This is a genomic window from Streptomyces sp. NPDC001204 (assembly GCF_053598035.1).
Map to the genome: position 1 here is coordinate 111384 of NZ_JBSFJL010000025.1, position 17853 is coordinate 129236.

14 protein-coding genes, 1 tRNA gene and 1 pseudogene are annotated in these 17853 nt (G+C 69.6%); 10 read left to right on the forward strand and 6 right to left on the reverse strand.

The features are described from left to right. The first annotated feature begins 726 nt into the window (after positions 1-726). The gene (locus ACWC91_RS29125; RefSeq protein WP_281154156.1) at positions 727-1152 is read left to right on the forward strand and encodes a hypothetical protein; all 426 of its coding nucleotides are present in this window, start codon (positions 727-729) and stop codon (positions 1150-1152) included. A 44-nt stretch (positions 1153-1196) separates the two neighbouring features. Next, entirely contained in the window at positions 1197-4400 is a 3204-nt protein-coding gene (locus tag ACWC91_RS29130) for a hypothetical protein (RefSeq protein WP_450643277.1), read from the forward strand. A gap of 158 nt (positions 4401-4558) precedes the next feature. Here ACWC91_RS29130 and ACWC91_RS29135 read toward each other — a convergent pair whose 3' ends face one another. The 3 genes and pseudogenes from ACWC91_RS29135 to ACWC91_RS29145 all read right to left on the reverse strand — a co-directional run bounded on the left by ACWC91_RS29135 (position 4559) and on the right by ACWC91_RS29145 (position 6728). Continuing rightward, a complete protein-coding gene (locus ACWC91_RS29135) occupies positions 4559-4684 on the reverse strand; it encodes a hypothetical protein (protein ID WP_281154154.1) in 126 nt (41 codons plus the stop codon). Beyond that, positions 4681-5770, reverse strand: a pseudogene (locus ACWC91_RS29140) (integrase core domain-containing protein). The gene ACWC91_RS29135 and the pseudogene ACWC91_RS29140 overlap by 4 nt, the downstream one beginning before the upstream one ends. A gap of 130 nt (positions 5771-5900) precedes the next feature. Continuing rightward, a complete protein-coding gene (locus ACWC91_RS29145; RefSeq protein WP_450643279.1) occupies positions 5901-6728 on the reverse strand; it encodes a hypothetical protein in 828 nt (275 codons plus the stop codon). A 308-nt stretch (positions 6729-7036) separates the two neighbouring features. On the opposite strand from ACWC91_RS29145, the gene ACWC91_RS29150 reads away from it, so the two are divergent. Next, positions 7037-7135, forward strand: a complete 99-nt coding sequence (locus ACWC91_RS29150; RefSeq protein ID WP_225079960.1) for a tautomerase family protein — start codon at positions 7037-7039, stop codon at positions 7133-7135. A 159-nt stretch (positions 7136-7294) separates the two neighbouring features. On the opposite strand, the gene ACWC91_RS29155 is transcribed toward ACWC91_RS29150, so the two are convergent. From ACWC91_RS29155 to ACWC91_RS29165, 3 genes are all read right to left on the reverse strand, one after another. Next, positions 7295-8101, reverse strand: coding sequence for a sugar phosphate isomerase/epimerase family protein (locus ACWC91_RS29155; protein WP_450726098.1), 807 nt, complete (start codon positions 8099-8101; stop codon positions 7295-7297). After that, on the reverse strand, positions 8098-8934 hold the full coding sequence (locus tag ACWC91_RS29160; protein ID WP_450645094.1) for an NAD-dependent epimerase/dehydratase family protein: 837 nt from the start codon (positions 8932-8934) through the stop codon (positions 8098-8100). Before ACWC91_RS29160 ends, ACWC91_RS29155 begins: the two co-directional genes overlap by 4 nt. Positions 8935-9058: 124 nt before the next feature. After that, on the reverse strand, positions 9059-10360 hold the full coding sequence (locus tag ACWC91_RS29165; RefSeq protein ID WP_450644569.1) for a hypothetical protein: 1302 nt from the start codon (positions 10358-10360) through the stop codon (positions 9059-9061). A gap of 344 nt (positions 10361-10704) precedes the next feature. On the opposite strand from ACWC91_RS29165, the gene ACWC91_RS29170 reads away from it, so the two are divergent. The 7 genes from ACWC91_RS29170 to ACWC91_RS29200 all read left to right on the forward strand — a co-directional run bounded on the left by ACWC91_RS29170 (position 10705) and on the right by ACWC91_RS29200 (position 16519). Beyond that, a complete protein-coding gene (locus tag ACWC91_RS29170) occupies positions 10705-11913 on the forward strand; it encodes an ABC transporter substrate-binding protein (protein ID WP_225079956.1) in 1209 nt (402 codons plus the stop codon). Positions 11914-11965: 52 nt separating this feature from the next. Then, positions 11966-12871: a carbohydrate ABC transporter permease gene (locus ACWC91_RS29175; protein ID WP_225079955.1), complete on the forward strand. Its 906-nt coding sequence runs from the start codon at positions 11966-11968 to the stop codon at positions 12869-12871. Next, entirely contained in the window at positions 12868-13743 is an 876-nt protein-coding gene (locus ACWC91_RS29180) for a carbohydrate ABC transporter permease (protein ID WP_225079954.1), read from the forward strand. Before ACWC91_RS29175 ends, ACWC91_RS29180 begins: the two co-directional genes overlap by 4 nt. Before the next feature lie 64 nt (positions 13744-13807). Then, positions 13808-14740, forward strand: a complete 933-nt coding sequence (locus tag ACWC91_RS29185; RefSeq protein WP_450644572.1) for a 5-dehydro-4-deoxyglucarate dehydratase — start codon at positions 13808-13810, stop codon at positions 14738-14740. Positions 14741-14748: 8 nt separating this feature from the next. Next, positions 14749-16020, forward strand: a complete 1272-nt coding sequence (locus ACWC91_RS29190; RefSeq protein ID WP_450644574.1) for a glucarate dehydratase family protein — start codon at positions 14749-14751, stop codon at positions 16018-16020. After that, entirely contained in the window at positions 16017-16424 is a 408-nt protein-coding gene (locus ACWC91_RS29195; protein WP_450644576.1) for a hypothetical protein, read from the forward strand. Before ACWC91_RS29190 ends, ACWC91_RS29195 begins: the two co-directional genes overlap by 4 nt. Positions 16425-16451: 27 nt before the next feature. Then, positions 16452-16519, forward strand: a tRNA-OTHER gene (locus tag ACWC91_RS29200). Positions 16520-17853: the final 1334 nt, after the last annotated feature.

Here is a 17853-nt window from a genome sequence, read left to right on the forward strand (position 1 = left end):
GGCGCACGGGGTGGGGAGTAGCGGTATGGCAGCGGGGGCTGGCGACCGTCTCACTGGACTTGAAATCTTCCGGGCAGCTTCTCTCGCCGGGCGGACAGTTGGCGGTGTCCCCGAATCGGTCGCCGCCCCCGTCATCCATGCCGGAACCCGATGTGGAACCCCATGAACTCGACGACGAGGTCGCGCGGGGGCGGCTCGGCCGTCGTCTCGAGCCGGTCCCAGGAAGTCCTGGACTCGCGGCGCTCATGAGCGGGCGGATCGTGGGGTGATGTCCCTCGGCGCCGTTTGGTCCACGACTGGTCCGGGCGAGACTCCCCTTGGGTGTCAGAAAGTAGCGCGAAGACTCCAGCTCATCACAGTGTGTAGCCGTTATTTCGGGTTGCCTGGAGCGCAACGATGCCTCCAGGCAACCGACTTCAGGGTCTAGAAGAAGCCAAGCTTCTGAGGGCTGTAGGAACAAAGAACGTTCTTCGTCTGCTGGTGGTACATGGTTGACATCGAAGTGACCAGCCTCTGATCGCCGGTGCGGGGCGGGTTCGCGGATCTTGCTGCTCGCGCGTGAGACTGCGGGTCGGGGGCGGTGCGGGCCGGGCGGCCGCCACGGGTAGGGGGCCGGAGGCGGCGCGACGGGTGCCGGCGCACCTGCCCGTCCAGAGGTGGCCCCGGTGGTCTTGGTGGGTATGCATGCGCGAACTATGCGTCGAATTTCGTTCTGGGGGAGGTTCGATGACGGGCATTGAGCTGCTGGCGGGGGCCGTGGTCGGGTACCTGGTCCGCAAGCTGCGCCGGGTGGCAGGACGGGCGGACGAGGAGGTCGATCAGGTTCTCGACACCGGGATGGACGCCATCCATGAACTGGTGACCCGGAACCTGCCCGGGGACCCGGCGCTGGAGACGCTGGTCACGGAGACCTCGAGCGAGGACGGCACGGTCAGCGATCGGACGTTCCGGCGGGTTCGCGACGCGGTGGCGGAACGCGCCGACCGGGACGCGGGCTTCGCGGAGGAGTTGCAGGTCCTGGTCGATGCGCTGGACCGTCACCTGGGAGGGCCGCAAGAGGCGGGAGGCGTCCATCAGTCGGCTGTCGCGTCCGGCGGTAGCAAGGTGAACCAGGCTGGCGGGAACATCACGATCCACCGGAGATCGAAGTGAGTGCCGTGGAAGGGCCCCCGCCCGGGGATGCCGGCGGTGCGCGGGTGCAGCAGCGGGCTGTCGTATCCGGGTTCGGCAGGATCTTCCAGGCCACCGGTGACATGGTCGTGTACGAGGGCGGTGAGCCGTACCGGCTCGCGCCGTGGCCGCTCGCCAACCCTGAACGCGGCCCGGCTGCGGAGGCGGAGCCGGTGCGGCCGAGCGCGCTCCTGCACGCCGGCGCCGCGACGGTGAACTTCGCGGGCCGGCTGGCGGAGCGCGCGCAGGCCCGCAGGTGGCGTGACACGGAGGGCGCACTGCGGGTGTGCCTGGTCCACGGACCCGGCGGTCAGGGCAAGACGCGGCTCGCGATGCAGCTCGCGGCGGAGTGGCGTGCGCAGGGCTGGATCGTCCTGGGCGCGTTCCATCACCGGGACCGGCAGGCGCCGCCGGCATTCAACGTCCCCGGCGGCCTGAACCACGCGGCCGGTGTCCTGGTGGTCGTGGACTACGCAGAGCGGTGGGACACCGAGGACCTGCTGACGCTGCTCGCGGACACGAGCGTGGGAGCCGGCCGAGGCATCCGGGTCCGTGTCCTGCTGCTCGCCCGGCCCAGCGGGGTGTGGTGGCAGAACATCACGTATCGCGTCGAGCGCGACTTCGGCATCCGCGCGGAACGGTTCGAACTGTCGCCGGTGGAGAGCGACCCGCTGGTGTCCCGGGAAGGGCTGTTCGCCGCCGCCCGGGACCGGTTCGCGGAACTGCTGGGCGTACCCGAAGCAGGAGCGGCGCTTCCTCCGCCGGACCTGTCGGCCCGAGACGAGTACGAGCTCATCCTGTCCGTGCACATGGCCGCACTCGGCGCGGTCCTCGCGGCCCGCCAGGGCGACACCGCGCCGGGAGAACCCGCAGCAGTGTCGGCGTACCTCCTCGCACGGGAGCGTGACCACTGGCTGTCCCTTCGCGGCCGCCGCGAGGAGCCCCTCACGGTCACCGCGGACGCGTTGGGGCAACTCGTCTACACCGCCACGCTCACCGGCCCGCTCAGCTACGCCGACGGGAAGCAGGCCATTCTCCAGGCGGCCGTCGAGAGCACCGAATCGCCGGGGACGATGCTGAAGGACCACGCGCGCTGCTACCCGGCCGCCGCGCATACGGGCGCCCCGGGCCAGGCCCCCTCCACGGTGCTGCAGCCGCTGTACCCGGACCGCCTCGGCGAGGACTACCTGGCGCTGCTCACCCCCGGCCACACCTACGACTTCCCCGCCGATCTGTGGTCCGACGAAGCCCCCGCCCGGCTTCTGCCCCTGACAGGCAGCACCGACCCGGCCGCGGAGGCCGCCGGTCCCGTGTGGACCCGCCGGGCGCTGACCACCCTTGTCGAGGCCGCCGGCCGATGGCCCCACCTGGCGCGGACACAGCTGTACCCGCTCCTGATCGCCCGGCCGGCGCTCGCTCTGCAGGTGGGCAGCGCTGCCGTGGCCGCGCTCGCCGCCCACGCGCACATCGACCTGGACGTCCTTGAAGCTGTCGACGCGCTGCTGCCCGAGCAGCGCAGCGAGTGGGCTCCCGCGGCGGCCGCGGTCGCGGACAGGCTGCTGGAGCGGCGCCTGGCCAGCGCGGATGACGCTGGACGTGCCCGGATCCGCGGGAGTCTGGCCCACCGCCTCGCGAACGTCGGCCAGAGGGAGCGGGCGCTGGCCCTGTCCGAGGAAGCCTTCCACGGGTTCTTCGCACTGGCGCCACAGGACGTCTCCTCGTACCTGCCCGAAGCCGCCTACGCGGAAGGCAACTACGCGGTCCGCCTCGCCCAGTCAGGTCGCCTCGACGAGGCGCTCGCCCACTCGAACATGACGATCCTATGGCTGATGACCCTCACCAAGCAGGACCGGGACGAGTACCTTCCCGAGCTGGCCCGAGCCCATTACAACCACGCGGGCTGGCTGGCGGACGCGGGACGCCACGAAGAGGCGCTGAGCTGGTCCCAGGACGCGCTCGACGGGCTGCGTGAACTCACACTCCGGCCCGGCGGCGTCGTGCACCTGCCATCCCTGCAGGACCTGAACGCCGCCGCCGCCCGTCACGCCCAACTCCTCTCGACCCTCGACCGGAACGACGAGGCCCTCACGCTGTCCAAGCTGTCCCTCGCCGGACTCCGCGACCTCGTCCGGCTGGACCGCACGAGGCTCCTGCCGGAACTCCCCGCGTCCCTGCGGGACCACGCGGACCTGCTCGAGCAGACCGGCCACCAGCTCGACGCCCTGCCGTACTCGAAAGAAGCCGTCGAGGCCCTGAAGGAACTGGCGCACACGGACCCAGGCGCCTACCGTCAACGGCTCGCCGAGGAACTCGCGCGGCACGCGCTGCGCCTGTCGGAACTGGGCCGCCATACGGAAGCCCTCCGTGTGTCCGAAGAAGGAGTCCTCGTCCGCCGTGAGCTGGCCGCCGAGGACCGCAGCACGCACCTGTCGCCGCTCATCTCGGCCCTCCGACTGCACCTGCTGCTGGTTGAGGAAGCCAACGCATCGTCATCTGAGTTCCTCCGCTACTCAGAACAGTCGATCGCCCTGCACCGGGAGAGGGCACGGCGCGAGCGCACCGCGGACAGCGTCGCCGACCTCGTCCGCGCGCTGATCCCCCACGCGTCACGCCTCATGGAGTCGGGCCGCGTCGACGAAGCCCTCGGCTACTCGCTGGAGGCCGTGGGCGCCGCCGACGCCCTGAAGGGCGGACCAGTGGACACCGTCGACCTGCCCATCGCCGCCAGCTGGCATGCGCTGTGGCTCGAACAAGCGGAACGCCACGCCGAGATGCTCCCGTACTCGGCAGAGGCCATCGAAATCGCCTACGGGCGCTTCCAGGTCGACCCGGACGCCAACCTGCCCGACCTGGCAGCCCGGGTGAGCGACCACGCAGCAAGGCTCGCGGACGCGGGACGGCAGGACGAAGCCCTCGAGCATTGCCGCTTGGCGACCGACTGGTTCCAGGAGCTCCTCGAAGCCGACCCCGACGCTCACCGCGAGGGCTACATACGCAACACCGCGGTCTTCGCCCACATCCTGATCAAGGGCGGCCGGTTCGCCGACGCCGTCATCCCGCTGCTCTTCGTCTCGAACACGGTGCCTGAACTGCCTGAAGAACGACGCCACGACATCGGACCGTGGCTCGGGGACCTGATCCGCACCGCGCACGCCGGCGCGCCGGACGCGGTCGCACGGCAGTACCGGCAGATGACCGGCCAGCCCATCCCGCCGTGGCTCCAGGGGTAGCCGTCTCGGTGAGAATTACTGCCCGTGGGGGCTCGTCCGCGTCTTCGGATCGCAGCGCGGACGAGTCGGTACACCGGCAGACGCGCCCTGCGCCGCAGGCGCCGTTACCGCCGTTCTGCCTCACGGGCGCCAGCGGCGACCGTGCGGCAGAACAGTGCTCATGCGAGTCGGCGCCCCTCACGGACCGCGTCGGGATCCACGAAGCCCTCCGGCTGGTCCGCCAGGAGGGCGGCGGCCCGGTCAATGTCCTTGTAGGTGCCGAGAACCACATCCGCGCTGTTCACGCGGCATGTTGGTACTCGTGCAGGATGCCGCTGAGGCGGTCGCGTCGGCGGACGTCCAGGTGGGCGAGTCGGCCGGGTTCGACGATCGGTTCGGGCAGCGGACGCAGGGGCGCGGCGCCCGCGAGGGCGCGGTGGGGCCGGGGCTCGTTGTAGAAGGCCTCGTACTCACTCAGTGCATGCAGCAGGTGAGCCTGGTCCCAGATGAGAGCGCGGTCGAGGAGTTCGGCCCGGCAGGGGCGGATCCAGCGCTCCATGATCGCGTTCATCCGGGGCATCCTCACCCCGGTCTTCAATACCTCGATGCCCTCGCCGGCCAGAACGGCGTCGAAGCCGGGCGGGTAGCGCACGTCGCGGTCCCGGATCAGATAGGCGACCTTCGTTCCGGCGTTCTGGACGTCCATGGCGAGGTTCCGCACGAGCTGGGTGATCCAAGCCGCGGTCGGCTGTGCGGTGACGCCGAGGATCCGCACGCGGCGGGTGGCGTGCTCGATCACCGCCAACACGGTCAGGGTCGCGCCGGTGAGGGTCTTGGCCTCGAAGAAGTCGGCGGCCAGGATGGCGTCGGCCGGGGAGCGCAGGAACGCGGCCCAGGTGGTGTGCTCCCGTTCGGGTGCGGGTGGGATGCCGTGTTCCTTGAGGATGCTCCACACGGTCGAGGCGGCGACCTTGATGCCGAGCGCGGCGAGTTCGCCGTGCACGCGCCGGTAGCCCCATTGCGGATTCTCCTGTACCAGGCGCAGGACCAGGACGCGGATGGAGCGGACGGTGCGGGGTCGGCCCGGGGGCTTGGGGCGGGATTCCTTCGCGTGGCGGCGGCGTAGCAGGTCGCGGTGCCAGCGCAGTAGGGTTTCCGGCGAGACGATCAGGTGGAGCCGGCGAAGCCGTGCCCGGGGGAGGCGGTGGAGCAGCCGCGAGCAGCGCCCGGTCGGGCCACGTCAGTTGTGGCTTGTCCACCTGTCGCTGAAGTACGGCGAGTTGGTGGCGCAGCGCCAGGATCTCCAGGTCTTTGTGACGATCGCTCATCGGCAGCAGCTGTATGAAGCTGAACGCTGTCGACAGGGCGAGATACGGCAGTCGCAACGGCACAGCCGCCTATCTTCGCAGCCGGCCCGGGCGTGCTCCAAGAGGACTTCCCCCCGCGGGAGGCTGACGCCTCAGCTATGCACCGCTGACCGCACATCAGGCTTGTGGCCAGCATGGATGCAATATCCGGCACCTACAACGTTGCAGACCAGGTTGACCAGGGAGGCGTAGTCAGTGTCGGACTTGCGGCGGTGAAGTAGTCGAGCAGGAGCCGGCGGAGGCCCTGGTTGCGGATGTTGCGGCGGTCGACGAGTTCGTCAAGGGTGAGCTGGCCGCGGTGCAGGGCCTGACGCAGGGTGGCGGGTGTGCTGGGCGGGAAATGGCCCATGGCGTGCAGGACGTTCCAGGCAGCGTGGCCGGCGAAGACGTTGGCGTCCTTCTTGCCGGGTCGCAGGGCGGCCTTCGCTGTGCGTGACTCGTGGGCGTGGTGGAGTAGGGCCGCCGGGGTGAGGACGACGAAGCCGACGCCCTGCACCGCGAGCAGGTAGCACACGTCGAAGAGCGCTTGGCGTTTGTGGGGCCAGGAGAAATCATGGTGGGCGACCTGAGCGGCGTACTTCTCCAGCAGGGGATCGTTCTGGGCAGCGATGAACTGGTCGGCGAATCCGTTGAAGTTGTGCTTCTTCACCACCAGCAGCGTCGGCTGGACGACGCGGAGGCAGAACAGTGCCCTGACGCCGGCGCTGTACTTCTGCCCGGTCCGGTTGGGGTCCAGGCCAGTGGCGGTGATCTCGCCGCGGCCCAGCGGGCATCCCAGCTGTTGCCAGGTGCTGCCCTCGAACCCGCCCAGGTAGGCCGGGACGCGCCGGGTGGAGGCCCGGTGCTGAGCGGCGGTGGGCGCGGCGGCGTCCGGCGAGACGTCGTGCGCCAGGTGGCCGATGAGCTGCGGTGTGGCGGAGGACCCACGCCGAGCAGGGCGTCCGGGTGCTCGGCGCGCAGTGTGGTCAGTGCGGCATCCCACCCGGATGTGGTCGCGGTGAGCTCGACGACGCCGATGCCGGCCTCGATTCGGCGGCTCGATGTCCTGATCGCGGTGTCGGGTCCCGCGCAGCGCAGTACGGGGACAACCCGGGCCTGTGCGATGGCGGCAGCGACCAGCAGCTTCTGGCTCTCTCCTATCCGCCCTCCGTCTCTGTGGGTTCTGTTTGGGTTCTGTCCCGGGGTCCAGGCGAAAATACCGTGTTCTCTTTTGCGGAACCGTGTTCCGCTGTACTGAACATGTCATGCGCCCCGTTCATTGCACCCACTGTGAGGCAAGCCATGCCCAACATGTCCGTCGCACTGCTCTCCGGACGTACGCTCGACCAGCGTCGGGAGTTCGCTGCGGCCGTGACCAAGGCCGCCGTCGACATCTTCAAGGCCCGATAGGGCGCCATGCGCCTCCGTTTCGACGAGATCGAGACGTCCGGTGCCGCCAACGGCGGCGTCCTGGAGTCGGACCGCTGACGCCACAGCCGTCCGGGCCAGCGGGCCCGGACGGAGCGGCCGCGAGCCGGGCGGCCCCGTGGGGCTGCCCGGCTCGCGGCGTCAGATCTCCGGATGGGCAAGCCAGGAGCACAGGGTCGCCGCGTCGCGGGCGAAGGCCGCCGGTTCGTCGCCCGCGACGAACTCCAGCAGTGCATACCGGCGCCTGCCCGAAGCGAGGCTCGCAGCCGGGCCCGTCAGGTCGGCGAGGACCGGCCGCCACAGGTCGGCCCGGGCCTCCAGCGGAAGCCGGGTGCCGTCGGCCGCCCAGGAGAAGACGTGCGCCGTCCGCAGCCCCTTGCCCAGCAGCGCCGCCACCTCCGCCCGGGAGGGCCCCACGGCGGCGCCGCGGGCGGGCTGCCAGTACGGCAGCACTGTGGGCCGGTCCACCTCGTCGAGCAGCCGCAGGGCCGACTCCAGGGTGTCGGTCAGGGTGTTGCGGTGGTACTCCAGCGCGATCCGCAACCCCCGCGCGGCAGCCGCGTCGGCCGCCGACCGGATGCCCGTCACCACGGCGGCCCGCTCTGCCGGGCCGGTCTGGGCGGAGCCGTGGACGCCGGCCCAGACGCGCACCGTCGGCGCGCCGAGCGCGGCCGCCGTGTCGGCGACCGCTGCGAAGTCGGCCGGGTCGCTCTGGCCGGCCCGGTGGTAGGAACCGTAGGCGGCGATCTCCAGGCCCGCGTCGGCCGAGCGTTCGCGCACCCGCTCGGCCGTGGCGAAGGCACCCGCGGGGACGTGCACGTCGCCACCCCATTCGACCGCGCCGAGTCCGGCCTCTGCGGCCAGGCTGATGACCGCCTCGGCGGACAGTGTGCGGAAGGTGACCGAGACCAGGCCGGGGATCAGCCCGTCGACCAGAATGCCGCTCATGAGTCCTCCATCGGGAAGAGGCAGAAGGGACCGCCCAGCTGCCGGTGGAGCGGATCGCTGAGGTCGGGCTCGCCATGCTCGGCGATCAGCTCGGCGGCGTAAGCCTCGGAATCGTCCTCCGGGTGGTAGCCGATCGCCTCGCCCTCTGCGAGCGACAGCCACCGCCGGGTGTTGCGTGAGATTCCCCACACGATGCGGAAGGCCGGTGCTGGAGCGGCCAGGCAGGCCTCCAGCAGCCGCGCGCCGTCCGCCGGGGAGAGCCACATCGGGAGCGAGCGGGTCGCCGGGCCGGGCGGACGCTCGAAGCAGGAACCGATCCGCAAGCAGATCACGTCCATGCCGGCCCGGTCATGGTAATAGCGGCCGAGCGCCTCCACCGCGGCCTTGCTCCACCCGTACGGGGTGTCGGGCCGGGGCCCGGCGTCGGCGGGCAGTCCTTCCGGTCCGGCGTCGTCGCGGGTGAAGAAGCCCGCCGCGTGGTGGCTGGAGGCGAGCACCACCCGGGGCACCCCGGCGTGGCGGGCGGCCTCCAGCAGGCATCGTGCGCCGTCCACGTTGACGTTCAGGATCTCCGCCCACGAGGAGCGCCGGCTCAGCCCACCAAGGTGGATGACCGCGTCTACCCCTGCGCAGGCCTCACGCAGCAGCTCCGGGTCGGTCACCGACCCGGTGACGACCTCCACCTGCTCACTGGGCCCGGGCGGGTGCTGCTCGGCGACATCGAGCAGCCGCAGCGTACGGCCCGGACGCCGCAGCCGGGGCCGCCTCATCCGCCCCATCATTCCTCCGGCACCGGTGACCAGGACGGTCTCCCGGACAGCCTGCCGACTCATCGCGTATCCCTTTCGTTCGGGGGTGCCCCGCCCCGACCAGGGCAGCGCGCCGGCAGGTGCCACCTGCCGGCGCGCTGCCCTGGCGGTCGGGCGGAGCGGTGGTGGTTCCGCAGACGGCTACTTGCTACTTGGCGTGGGCCAGGAGCGTCTGCCAGACCGCCTTGTCGAAGAACCAGCCCTTGATCGACGGCCCGTTGCTCGCCGGGGCGGTCTCGCTGACGAACTGCGGCGCACCGTTGGCATACCCCTGGTAACCGTGCTCCATCTTGTAGATCAGGTCGCCCGAGCCGACCCGCATCAGCGCCTCGACCGCCGCCGTCTGGCTCGGGCCCTGGCCCCACGCGCCGAGGACGGTCATGGTGGCCCGGGTGGTGACGCTGTTCATCCAACCCTCGTAGGAGTAGAGCGCATCGCTGCGCAGCCCCTTGGAGTCGCTGGAGTCGAACTCGTGCAGCATGCCGCTCTGGCCCTCGTACGGGCTGGTGGTGCCGTCGGCGATGTAGGCCTTGCCGTTGCCCACGCTGCTGCTGACTTGGTGGTCGTAGGTGAAGTCGGCGAGCTTCTCGAAGATGCCGACCGGGTCGTTGAGCGGCACGTCCTGGTAGACGAAGGGCTTGCGCACGCCGACGCCGTTGCCACCACAGCAGTCGGCGGCACCGTTCTCCATGGCGTCCTTGCCGGTCTTCTCCCAGGTGGCCAGGATGCTGGTGAATCCGGCGTCGGTGAGCCGGCGGACGTAGGCGTCGTAGGAGAAGTCCGCGAAGACCTTGTTGAGCTGGTCGGGTCCGAAGTACAGGTCGGCGGCGATCGCGACCCCTACGTAGCCCTCGCGATAGTTGGCGTTGTAGGTCTTCTGGAAGTTCCCGACCTGGTCGAGCGCGGTGTAGAAGTTGTTCGGGTCGTTGAACGACCAGTTGGCGGCGATCGCCAGGGAGCGCATCAGCAGACCGACGCGATCCTGGTCGGTGTGGTTCAGGTGGGCCCAGACCGAGGGTGTCGCGTGGACCAGGGCCAGTCCCTGGGCAACGGCGTTGTGGGACCAGCCCTCCAGACCGCCGTTGGCGTCCGGCTCGTGGCCGCCCGCGACCAGGTTGTGGACCTGGTCCACCAGGCGGTCGCGCACCTGGGTCCCGTCGGAGGCGCGGGTGGCCGGGGAGAGCTTCGCGGTGAGGGCGAGGAAGTAGAAGTTCTTCGAGGCACCGACAACGGCCGGGTTGGTGCCGGGCCGCACCTGGTCGAAGGGGAAGGCGATCAGCGGCGCGGCGACCGCGGTGCCGATCAGCTTCTGGTCGAAGGGGGGCCGGGCGTCGGCCTGCCCGGGGGCTGCGGAGGCGTAGACGGCGACGAGGCTCAGCACCGCGGTGCCGAGAACGGTGGCGGCGCAGCGAAGCGCCTTATGTTGTTCACGTACATGAACACGTGTCATGTTTTTGAAACTTAGGTCGCCGTGCGGAGTCGCGTCAAGACGTCTGGATGCCGGGGCCGGAGCGCGACGTGGCACCGTATCGAGCGCTCAACTCTGCCCAGATTCTTACGGACACATTCCTTGACCGCTCACCGGCCGTGCCGTAAGTTCCTCGCCAATTCGACCCCATGAATCTTGTTCAGAAACATGAACAGAGCGGAGTAGGCATTATGCGCACCCTCCCACGCGGACGTCACCGCGCGGTAACGCTGTCTGCCCTCGCAGGTCTTACCGCCACCGCGCTCACCGGTTGCGGCGGCTCGTCCGGTCCGACCGCGGAGAGCGACGCCCCCCTCAATGTCTGGGTGCGTGGCGCCGGTGACTCCGAGAAGGCCTACCAGGCGGTCTTCAACGCATTCACCAAGAAGACCGGAGTCAAGGTCAAGCTCTTCATGACGCTGACCGACTTCGAGACCAAGCTCAACGCGGCCGCCGCCGCCCACCAGCTGCCCGACGTGGTCGTCAACGACGCCGCACAGCTCGGCGCCTTCCGCTCGCAGGGCATCATCCGCGAGGTGGACAAGAACTCCATCGCCGGCCAGGACGAGGTCAACGACCAGGCCTGGAAGTCGGCCCAGGACGTCAGTGGAAAGTACTACGCCATACCCTTCTCGGCCCAGGCCAACGTGCTCCTCGAGCGGTCCGACTGGGCGAAGAAGCTCGGGTTGAAGAAGCCCACCAGCTGGGACGAACTCGCCACCACCGCGAAGGCCTTCACCACCGAGGACCCCGACGGCAACGGCAAAGCCGACACCTACGGCCTGGCCGTCCCCGGCTCGACCACCCGCGGCTACATCTCCTGGTTCTGGTCGACCTTCCTGTGGCAGGCGGGCGGCGACTACGTCAAGTCCGCCGGCAACGGCAAGTACACGGCCACGATCAACTCCCCTCAGGCGGTCCAGGCGGCCACCTGGTTCGAGAACCTCTTCTGCACCGACAAGGTCGTCCAGCCCAGCGCGCTCAACGACGTCACGGCCGACACCAACAAGGTCTTCCAGACCGGCGTCGCCGGCCTCTACCTGACCGGCCCCTACGCCTTCGCGACCATGGACGACTCCGACGTCAAGGACAAGTATTCGGTGATCGCGCCACCGGCCGCCCCGAACGGGGGCTCCGACGTGCTCGCCGAGGGCACCTCCATCTACCTGATGGCCGGGACCAAGGCTCCGAAGCACTCCCAGGAGCTGGCCGAATACATGATCACCCCCGAGGCCCAGAAGATCGGCATGACCGCCGTCCCCACTGCCTCCATCGTGAGGCTCTCGGTCAACAAAAATGTGGATAGCGCGGCCGTGCACGGCAACAACCCGCGGTGGGCCCTCGCCCAGAAGCTCTACCAGGAGAGCGGTCACTACGAGCCGGTCTACCTGCCCAACTGGGAGAGCCTGCGACAGGCGACCTCGGACGCGCTGAACAAGATGGTCGCCGGCTGCTCCAGCCCCAAGGCCACACTGGATCAGCTCAACGACAAGTTCAACACGCTGCTCAAGCAGCAGGGCGTGGCAGCCGGCTGACATGACGGTCCGAACCCGCCCAGCTCGCGATGACACCACCACGGCAGTCCCCGTGCCCCGCGCCACCGGCACGGAGCGGGGGGCCCGCCGCGCGGTCGCGCGGCGGATCATGCCGTGGGCCTTCCTGGCCCCGGCCCTGCTGGCGATCGGCGTCTTCAAGTTCGTCCCGACCGTGTGGGGCGCCTATCTCGGTTTCTTCAACGTCCAGCCCTACCTGGGCAACCACTGGGTCGGACTGGAGAACTTCCGCACCGCCTTCGACGACCCCGACCTGCGCGCCGCCGTCGGCCACACCCTGCTTGACGCGGTGGTCGTGGTCACCGCCTCGATCCTGGTCGGGTTCCTGCTGGCTCTCCTGCTGGAAGGGCCGGCCCGGCACCTGAAGATCCTGCGCACCGCCGCCTTCCTGCCGGTGGTCACCGCCATGGTGGTCGTCGCCGAGCTGTGGGGCACCCTGCTCTTCCCCGGCCAGTACGGCTCGGTCAACAGCATGCTGGGCAGTGTGGGCATCGGCCCGCTGCCCTTCCTGACCAGCCCGCACAGCTCGCTCGCCTCGGTGATGCTGATCCAGGTCTGGAAGTCCGCCCCGTACGACATGGTGATCTTCGCGGCCGGTCTGGCCGGCATCGACCGCCAGCTGTACGAGGCGGCCGCCATCGACGGTGCGAGCGCCTGGCAGCGCCTGTGGCACGTCACCATTCCGGCGCTGCGCCCGGTCACCAGCATCGTGCTCACCCTCGGCGTCATCCGCGGCCTGCGGGTCTTCACCGAGATCTACGTACTCACCGGCGGCGGTCCGGCCGGCTCCACCGAGACGGTCATCACGTACGTCTACAAGAACGGCATCCAGAACAACAACCTCGGCTACGCGTCGGCTGTCTCCACCCTGCTTCTGATCGCGACCGTCATCGCCACCGGTCTGTTGCGGTGGTGGCGCAGCCGGGTGGAGGAGTCATGAGCGATCCCGGAACCGCCCTCGGGCTGCGCATGCCCCGGCGCGCGGTGGCGCGCACCGCCGTACGCGTCCCGCTGTACGCGCTCGTCCTGCTGGTCTTCCTGCTGCCGCTGTGGACGCTGGTCTCCACCGCCTTCAGCGGCGGTGTCGTCAAGACCGGGCAGGTCACCCTCTTCCCGCAGCACCCGACCCTGAGCAATCTCACCACGGCGTGGCACTTCGGTGTCGGCCGCGGCCTGCTCAACTCGCTCATCGTGGTCGCGGTCGGCCTCACCCTCCAGGTCACCGTGAGCGCGCTGGCCGCCTATGCGCTGGCCCGCAAGAAGTTCCGCGGCATAGGCCTGGTGATGGCACTGATTCTGGCGACCATGATGATGCCCGAGGAGATCATCGCGATCCCTACCTACCTGGTGCTCGGGCACATCCCGCAGCCGTTCACCGGCGGCTCGCTGCTCGACTCCTACGGCGGCCTCATCCTGCCGCTGGTCGGCTGGGCGCTGCCGATCTTCGTCCTCACCGGCTTCATGAAGACCATTCCGGTCGAACTCGAAGAGGCCGCCCGGATCGACGGCGCCGGCGAGTTCACCATCTTCTTCCGGATCATCCTGCCGCTGTGCCGGCCCGCACTGGGCACCTGTGCCGTCTTCGGCTTCCTGATGATCTGGGACCAGTACCTGCTGCCGCTGCTGGTGGCCCAGTCGCCCCGGCTCTACACGCTCACCCTTGTGGTCACCAGTCTGCAGTCCAGCCAGGAGCTGGGACAGGGCGTCCGATTGGCCGCCGCCCTCGTCCTCATGGTGCCGAGCGTCCTCGTCTACCTGGTGTTGCAGCGCTTCTTCGAGCGTGGCCTGCTCACCGGATCGGTCAAGGGCTAGCGCCGGACCGGCGCCACCCCCCCGCAGCCTCCCGCAACCTTCAGAACCGCACGATAGGAAACCCATGCTCCCTCAGGGCCTGCTCTCCTTCCCCCTCACCCCCTTCACTTCAGACGACCGGGTCGACACCGACGCCTTTTGCAAGCACCTGGAGGCGCACCTCGCCGCCGACCCCGCCGCGGTGTTCGTGGCCTGCGGAACGGGTGAGTTCACCGCGCTGTCCCTGGAGGAGTTCCGCACCGTCGTGCGGACGGCGGTCGAGGCCGTGGCCGGCCGGGTGCCGGTGTACGCCGGCGCGGGCGGCGGCCCCGCCCAGGCACGTGCCACCGCCGTCATAGCAGAGGAGTCCGGCGCCGACGGACTGCTGCTGATGCCGCCGTACCTGGTCTCCTCCACCCCGCGCGGCCTGCTGGACCACATCCGGTACGTCGTCGCGGCGACGAAGCTGCCGACCGTCGTCTACCAGCGCGCCAATGCCGTGCTCAGCCCGGAGACCGCCGTCGAACTGCTGGACGAGCCCACCGTCGTGGGCGTCAAGGACGGGATCGGCGACGTCGCGGAGATGCTGCGGATCGTGACCGCGGTACGCACCAGCGGCCACCCGCGCGCGAAGGAGTTCGGCTTCCTCAACGGCCTGCCCACCGCGGAGCTGAGCGCCGTGGCCTACGACGCCATCGGCGTCTCCAACTACTCCTCGGCGACGCTCGCCTGCGCCCCCGACATCGCCGCCCGCTTCCATCAGGCCTATCGCGCCGGCGACCGGGCCTCGATGGACGTGCTGCTGCGCGACTTCTACCTTCCCTTTGCCGAGCTGCGCGACCTGGTGCCCGGCTACGCCGTGGCCCTGATCAAGGCCGGTGCGGGGCTGAGCGGCCTCGCCATGGGCGGGGTGCGCCCGCCGCTGGTCGATCCGCAACCGGAGCACGTGGCGCGACTGGAGGAGCTGATCGCCCGCGGCCGGGCGGCCCTCGCCTCGCTCGACACGGCCGCGGCGTGAGGCCGGCGATGCGCATCACCGACGTCACCGTCACCCCGGTCGCCTTCCGCGATCCCGCACTGCTCAACTCGGCCGGTGTGCATGAGCCGTACGCACTGCGGGCCATCGTCGAGGTCACCACCGACGCGGGCCTGACCGGCCTCGGCGAGACCACCGGCGACGAGAACCTGCTGCGCCTGCTGCGCTCCGCCGTCGGCGCCGCAGTGGGCGGCGACCCCTTCGACCTCCTCGGCCTGGAGCGGCGCGTCGCCGCTGCCGTGGGCGGCCAGGACAGCCCGGACGCGCACGGACTGACCGGCCCGTCGAGCGCGGCCAAGTCGCTGGCGCGGGCCTTCTCGCCGATCGAGGTCGCCTGCCTGGACCTCCAGGGCCGGGCCACCGGACAGCCGGTGTGGGCCCTGCTCGGCGGCAAGGCCCGCGAGCGGGTGCCATTCAGCGCCTACCTCTTCTACAAGTGGGCCACCCACCCGGGCTCGCCCTACCCGGACGAGGAGGCCGACCCCTGGAACGAGGCTCTGAATCCGGCCGGGATCGTGGCGCAGGCGCGCCGGATGGTGGACCTTTACGGGTTCCGCTCTATCAAGCTCAAGGGCGGCGTGATGCCGCCGGAAGAGGAGATCGAGGCGATCCGCGCGCTGCGCGAGGCCTTCCCCGGCCATCCGCTGCGGCTGGACCCCAACTGTGCCTGGACCGTCGAGACCTCTCACAAGGTGGCCGAGGCTCTGGACGGCGTACTGGAGTACCTGGAGGACCCCACCCCCACCATGCCCGGGATGGCCCAGGTGGCCGCGCGGGCGCCGATGCCCCTCGCCACCAACATGTGCGTGGTCGGCTTCGCCGACCTGCCGGAGTCGCTGGCCCTGGGCGCCGTGGACGTCGTCCTCTCCGACCACCACTACTGGGGCGGGCTGCGGGCCTCACAGCGGCTCGCGGCCGTCTGCGACACCTTCGGCCTCGGGCTCTCCATGCACTCCAACAGCCACCTGGGCATTAGCCTGGCGGCCATGGTCCACCTCGCCGCGGCCACCCCGAACCTCACCTACGACGTGGACACGCACTGGCCCTGGCGGTCCGAGGACGTGGTCGCGGACAACCCCTACGTCTTCTCCGGCGGCTCCATCGCGGTGCCCGACACCCCCGGTCTGGGCATCGAACTCGACCGCGACGAGCTGGCCCGGCTGCACGAGCAGTACCTGCGGTGTGGCATCCGCAGCCGCAACGACACCGCCTACATGAAGCGCTTCCGCCCCGAGTACGAGAAGCGGAGGCCGCGTTGGTGAGCACGCGGCCGGTGGGCACCGTCGGATACGCCTACCCCTGGGACCTCGTCGGCGACCCGGGGTTCGCCGAGCGTGCGGCCGGAACCGGGCTCACCGGGAACGACCCGGGTTCCCGGTCGACAGGCTCCATTGAGGTGATCATGGAAGGCAAGACCGAGACCGCCTGCCGGATCTGCGAATACGACGACGGAACCGTTCTGTACGACGAGTACGGCTGCGCCCTTTTCGTCATTTGTCCGTGCTGCTACAGCGAGGCCAGTGTCGAGGATTGCAGACTGTCAGGGGTCCGGGAGTCGCGCAGGCTTTGGCTGGCTAGTGGCGGCAAGTGGCACTCGCCCGAGTGCAGGCCGACCGGTTGGGACCTCGAGAAGCAGCTCGCGAACATTCCCGCTGCGTGGCGGTGATCCGACAGGCCAGCAGATCAATGGGCGAGTCCAGCGGTACACGGTCTTGAAAACCGTCGTGGCGCGAGTCACCGTGGGTTCAAATCCCACACCCACCGCGCAGGTGAACGGCCCCTGACCAGGCGAATCGGTCAGGGGCCGACTTGCTATGCGATGCCCGCTCGCGACCGTGGTTCCCCGGGGTTCCCCGCACGATCGGGCACGGATGGGGCACGCTTTCCAACTGTGGTGGTGGGGTCGTGGGGTGTGTACGGGGGCGTTCACCTGCGTCCATGGGCGGCTGGCTGTCGACGTGGAGACGGCTGGGAGTCTCGACTGAACGGCGAACGGGGCTGAATGAGACGGAAACTCAGACGGCCGCCCATGGTCCTAGAGCTGACCTCGCCACCACGGCACGTCCAGGCTGTCAGCCGGGATGACCTTGGCCCTTGCCAGAATCTTCCCGTCGAGGGCCCACACGAGGGCACGCAACTCACGAGCACTCTTCCTGGGCAGCGCGTGAAGCACGGCTTCGAGGTGCTCACGGAAGCCGGCGCCGTAACACCCGCACTCAGGGATGCCGCAGTCGGGACCTGTGAGGGGGTCTACAAGTTGTCTGAGGGGGCCATGGGCATAAGCCTGCCAGTGCCAGAACGCCTCTTCTGTGGCTTCGGGCCAGAAGCGGGTCCGCTCTAGCCGACGCAGGTCAGCTGTGCAAGATCCTGAAAGGCAATCAATGAACGGGTACCGTCGCCGCCTCCAGGGGCGGATAGGGAGGTCGCCCCGCAGGGCTGACGGGCGCCTACGCGGCATTGCCCCTTCGGTTGTCGGTCATGGGGGCAAGCTACAGAATCACGCGTCAGACGGCCACCGCGTATCCGGTGGCCGGAGCCCTGAGCTTGGGAAGCTCGGGTTTTTTTGCTGCTGGCTGCTGGGCTGAGCTGTGCCAGAGCGGCTACGGCGCCTGCTGGCTGGTTGCAGAGTCCCCGCCATTCCCCGTGGTTCCCCGCATCATCTGGCACCGTTCTGGCACGACTGGGCGGGTGGCACTGACCGACGCCAGGACGTTGTCAGCGGTGGATGTTAGCTTCTGGCACGATGGGCCGCTTCGGTGTCCTCGTTGACGGGCGCGGCGGCCAAGGGGGGCGGGAATTGAACGGTCCCCGGGTTTGCCTCGGGACCCCAGTCGCGCCAGCGCACCGCCCCCCTCCCACCACCCCTTGGCGACGAGACTTCTTCGTCCCGAAGGAAGTTTGCTGGCCGCTTGACCTCGGGCTGGTACATCTTTCACCTGCTGCGACGGTCCGCAGACATCCGCAGTTGTTCGCCGCTGTGCGTCGGCGTTGTCACGCAGTTACTGAGCTTTTCGGCTTAGCGTCGGGTGGTGACGGGTGGTGATCCCTGCGGTATGCCGTTCCTATGCGGTATGCGCAGGGTGGGGGTCTGACCG

What these genes read in the sequence shown, in the direction of transcription:
- ACWC91_RS29150 (WP_225079960.1), top strand. Translation starts at nt 7,037, where the DNA reads ATGTCCGTCGCACTGCTCTCCGGACGTACGCTCGACCAGCGTCGGGAG.
- ACWC91_RS29185 (WP_450644572.1), top strand. Translation starts at nt 13,808, where the DNA reads ATGCTCCCTCAGGGCCTGCTCTCCTTCCCCCTCACCCCCTTCACTTCA.
- ACWC91_RS29165 (WP_450644569.1), bottom strand. Translation starts at nt 10,360, where the DNA reads ATGACACGTGTTCATGTACGTGAACAACATAAGGCGCTTCGCTGCGCC.
- ACWC91_RS29190 (WP_450644574.1), top strand. Translation starts at nt 14,749, where the DNA reads ATGCGCATCACCGACGTCACCGTCACCCCGGTCGCCTTCCGCGATCCC.
- ACWC91_RS29155 (WP_450726098.1), bottom strand. Translation starts at nt 8,101, where the DNA reads ATGAGCGGCATTCTGGTCGACGGGCTGATCCCCGGCCTGGTCTCGGTC.
- ACWC91_RS29180 (WP_225079954.1), top strand. Translation starts at nt 12,868, where the DNA reads ATGAGCGATCCCGGAACCGCCCTCGGGCTGCGCATGCCCCGGCGCGCG.
- ACWC91_RS29160 (WP_450645094.1), bottom strand. Translation starts at nt 8,934, where the DNA reads ATGAGTCGGCAGGCTGTCCGGGAGACCGTCCTGGTCACCGGTGCCGGA.
- ACWC91_RS29125 (WP_281154156.1), top strand. Translation starts at nt 727, where the DNA reads ATGACGGGCATTGAGCTGCTGGCGGGGGCCGTGGTCGGGTACCTGGTC.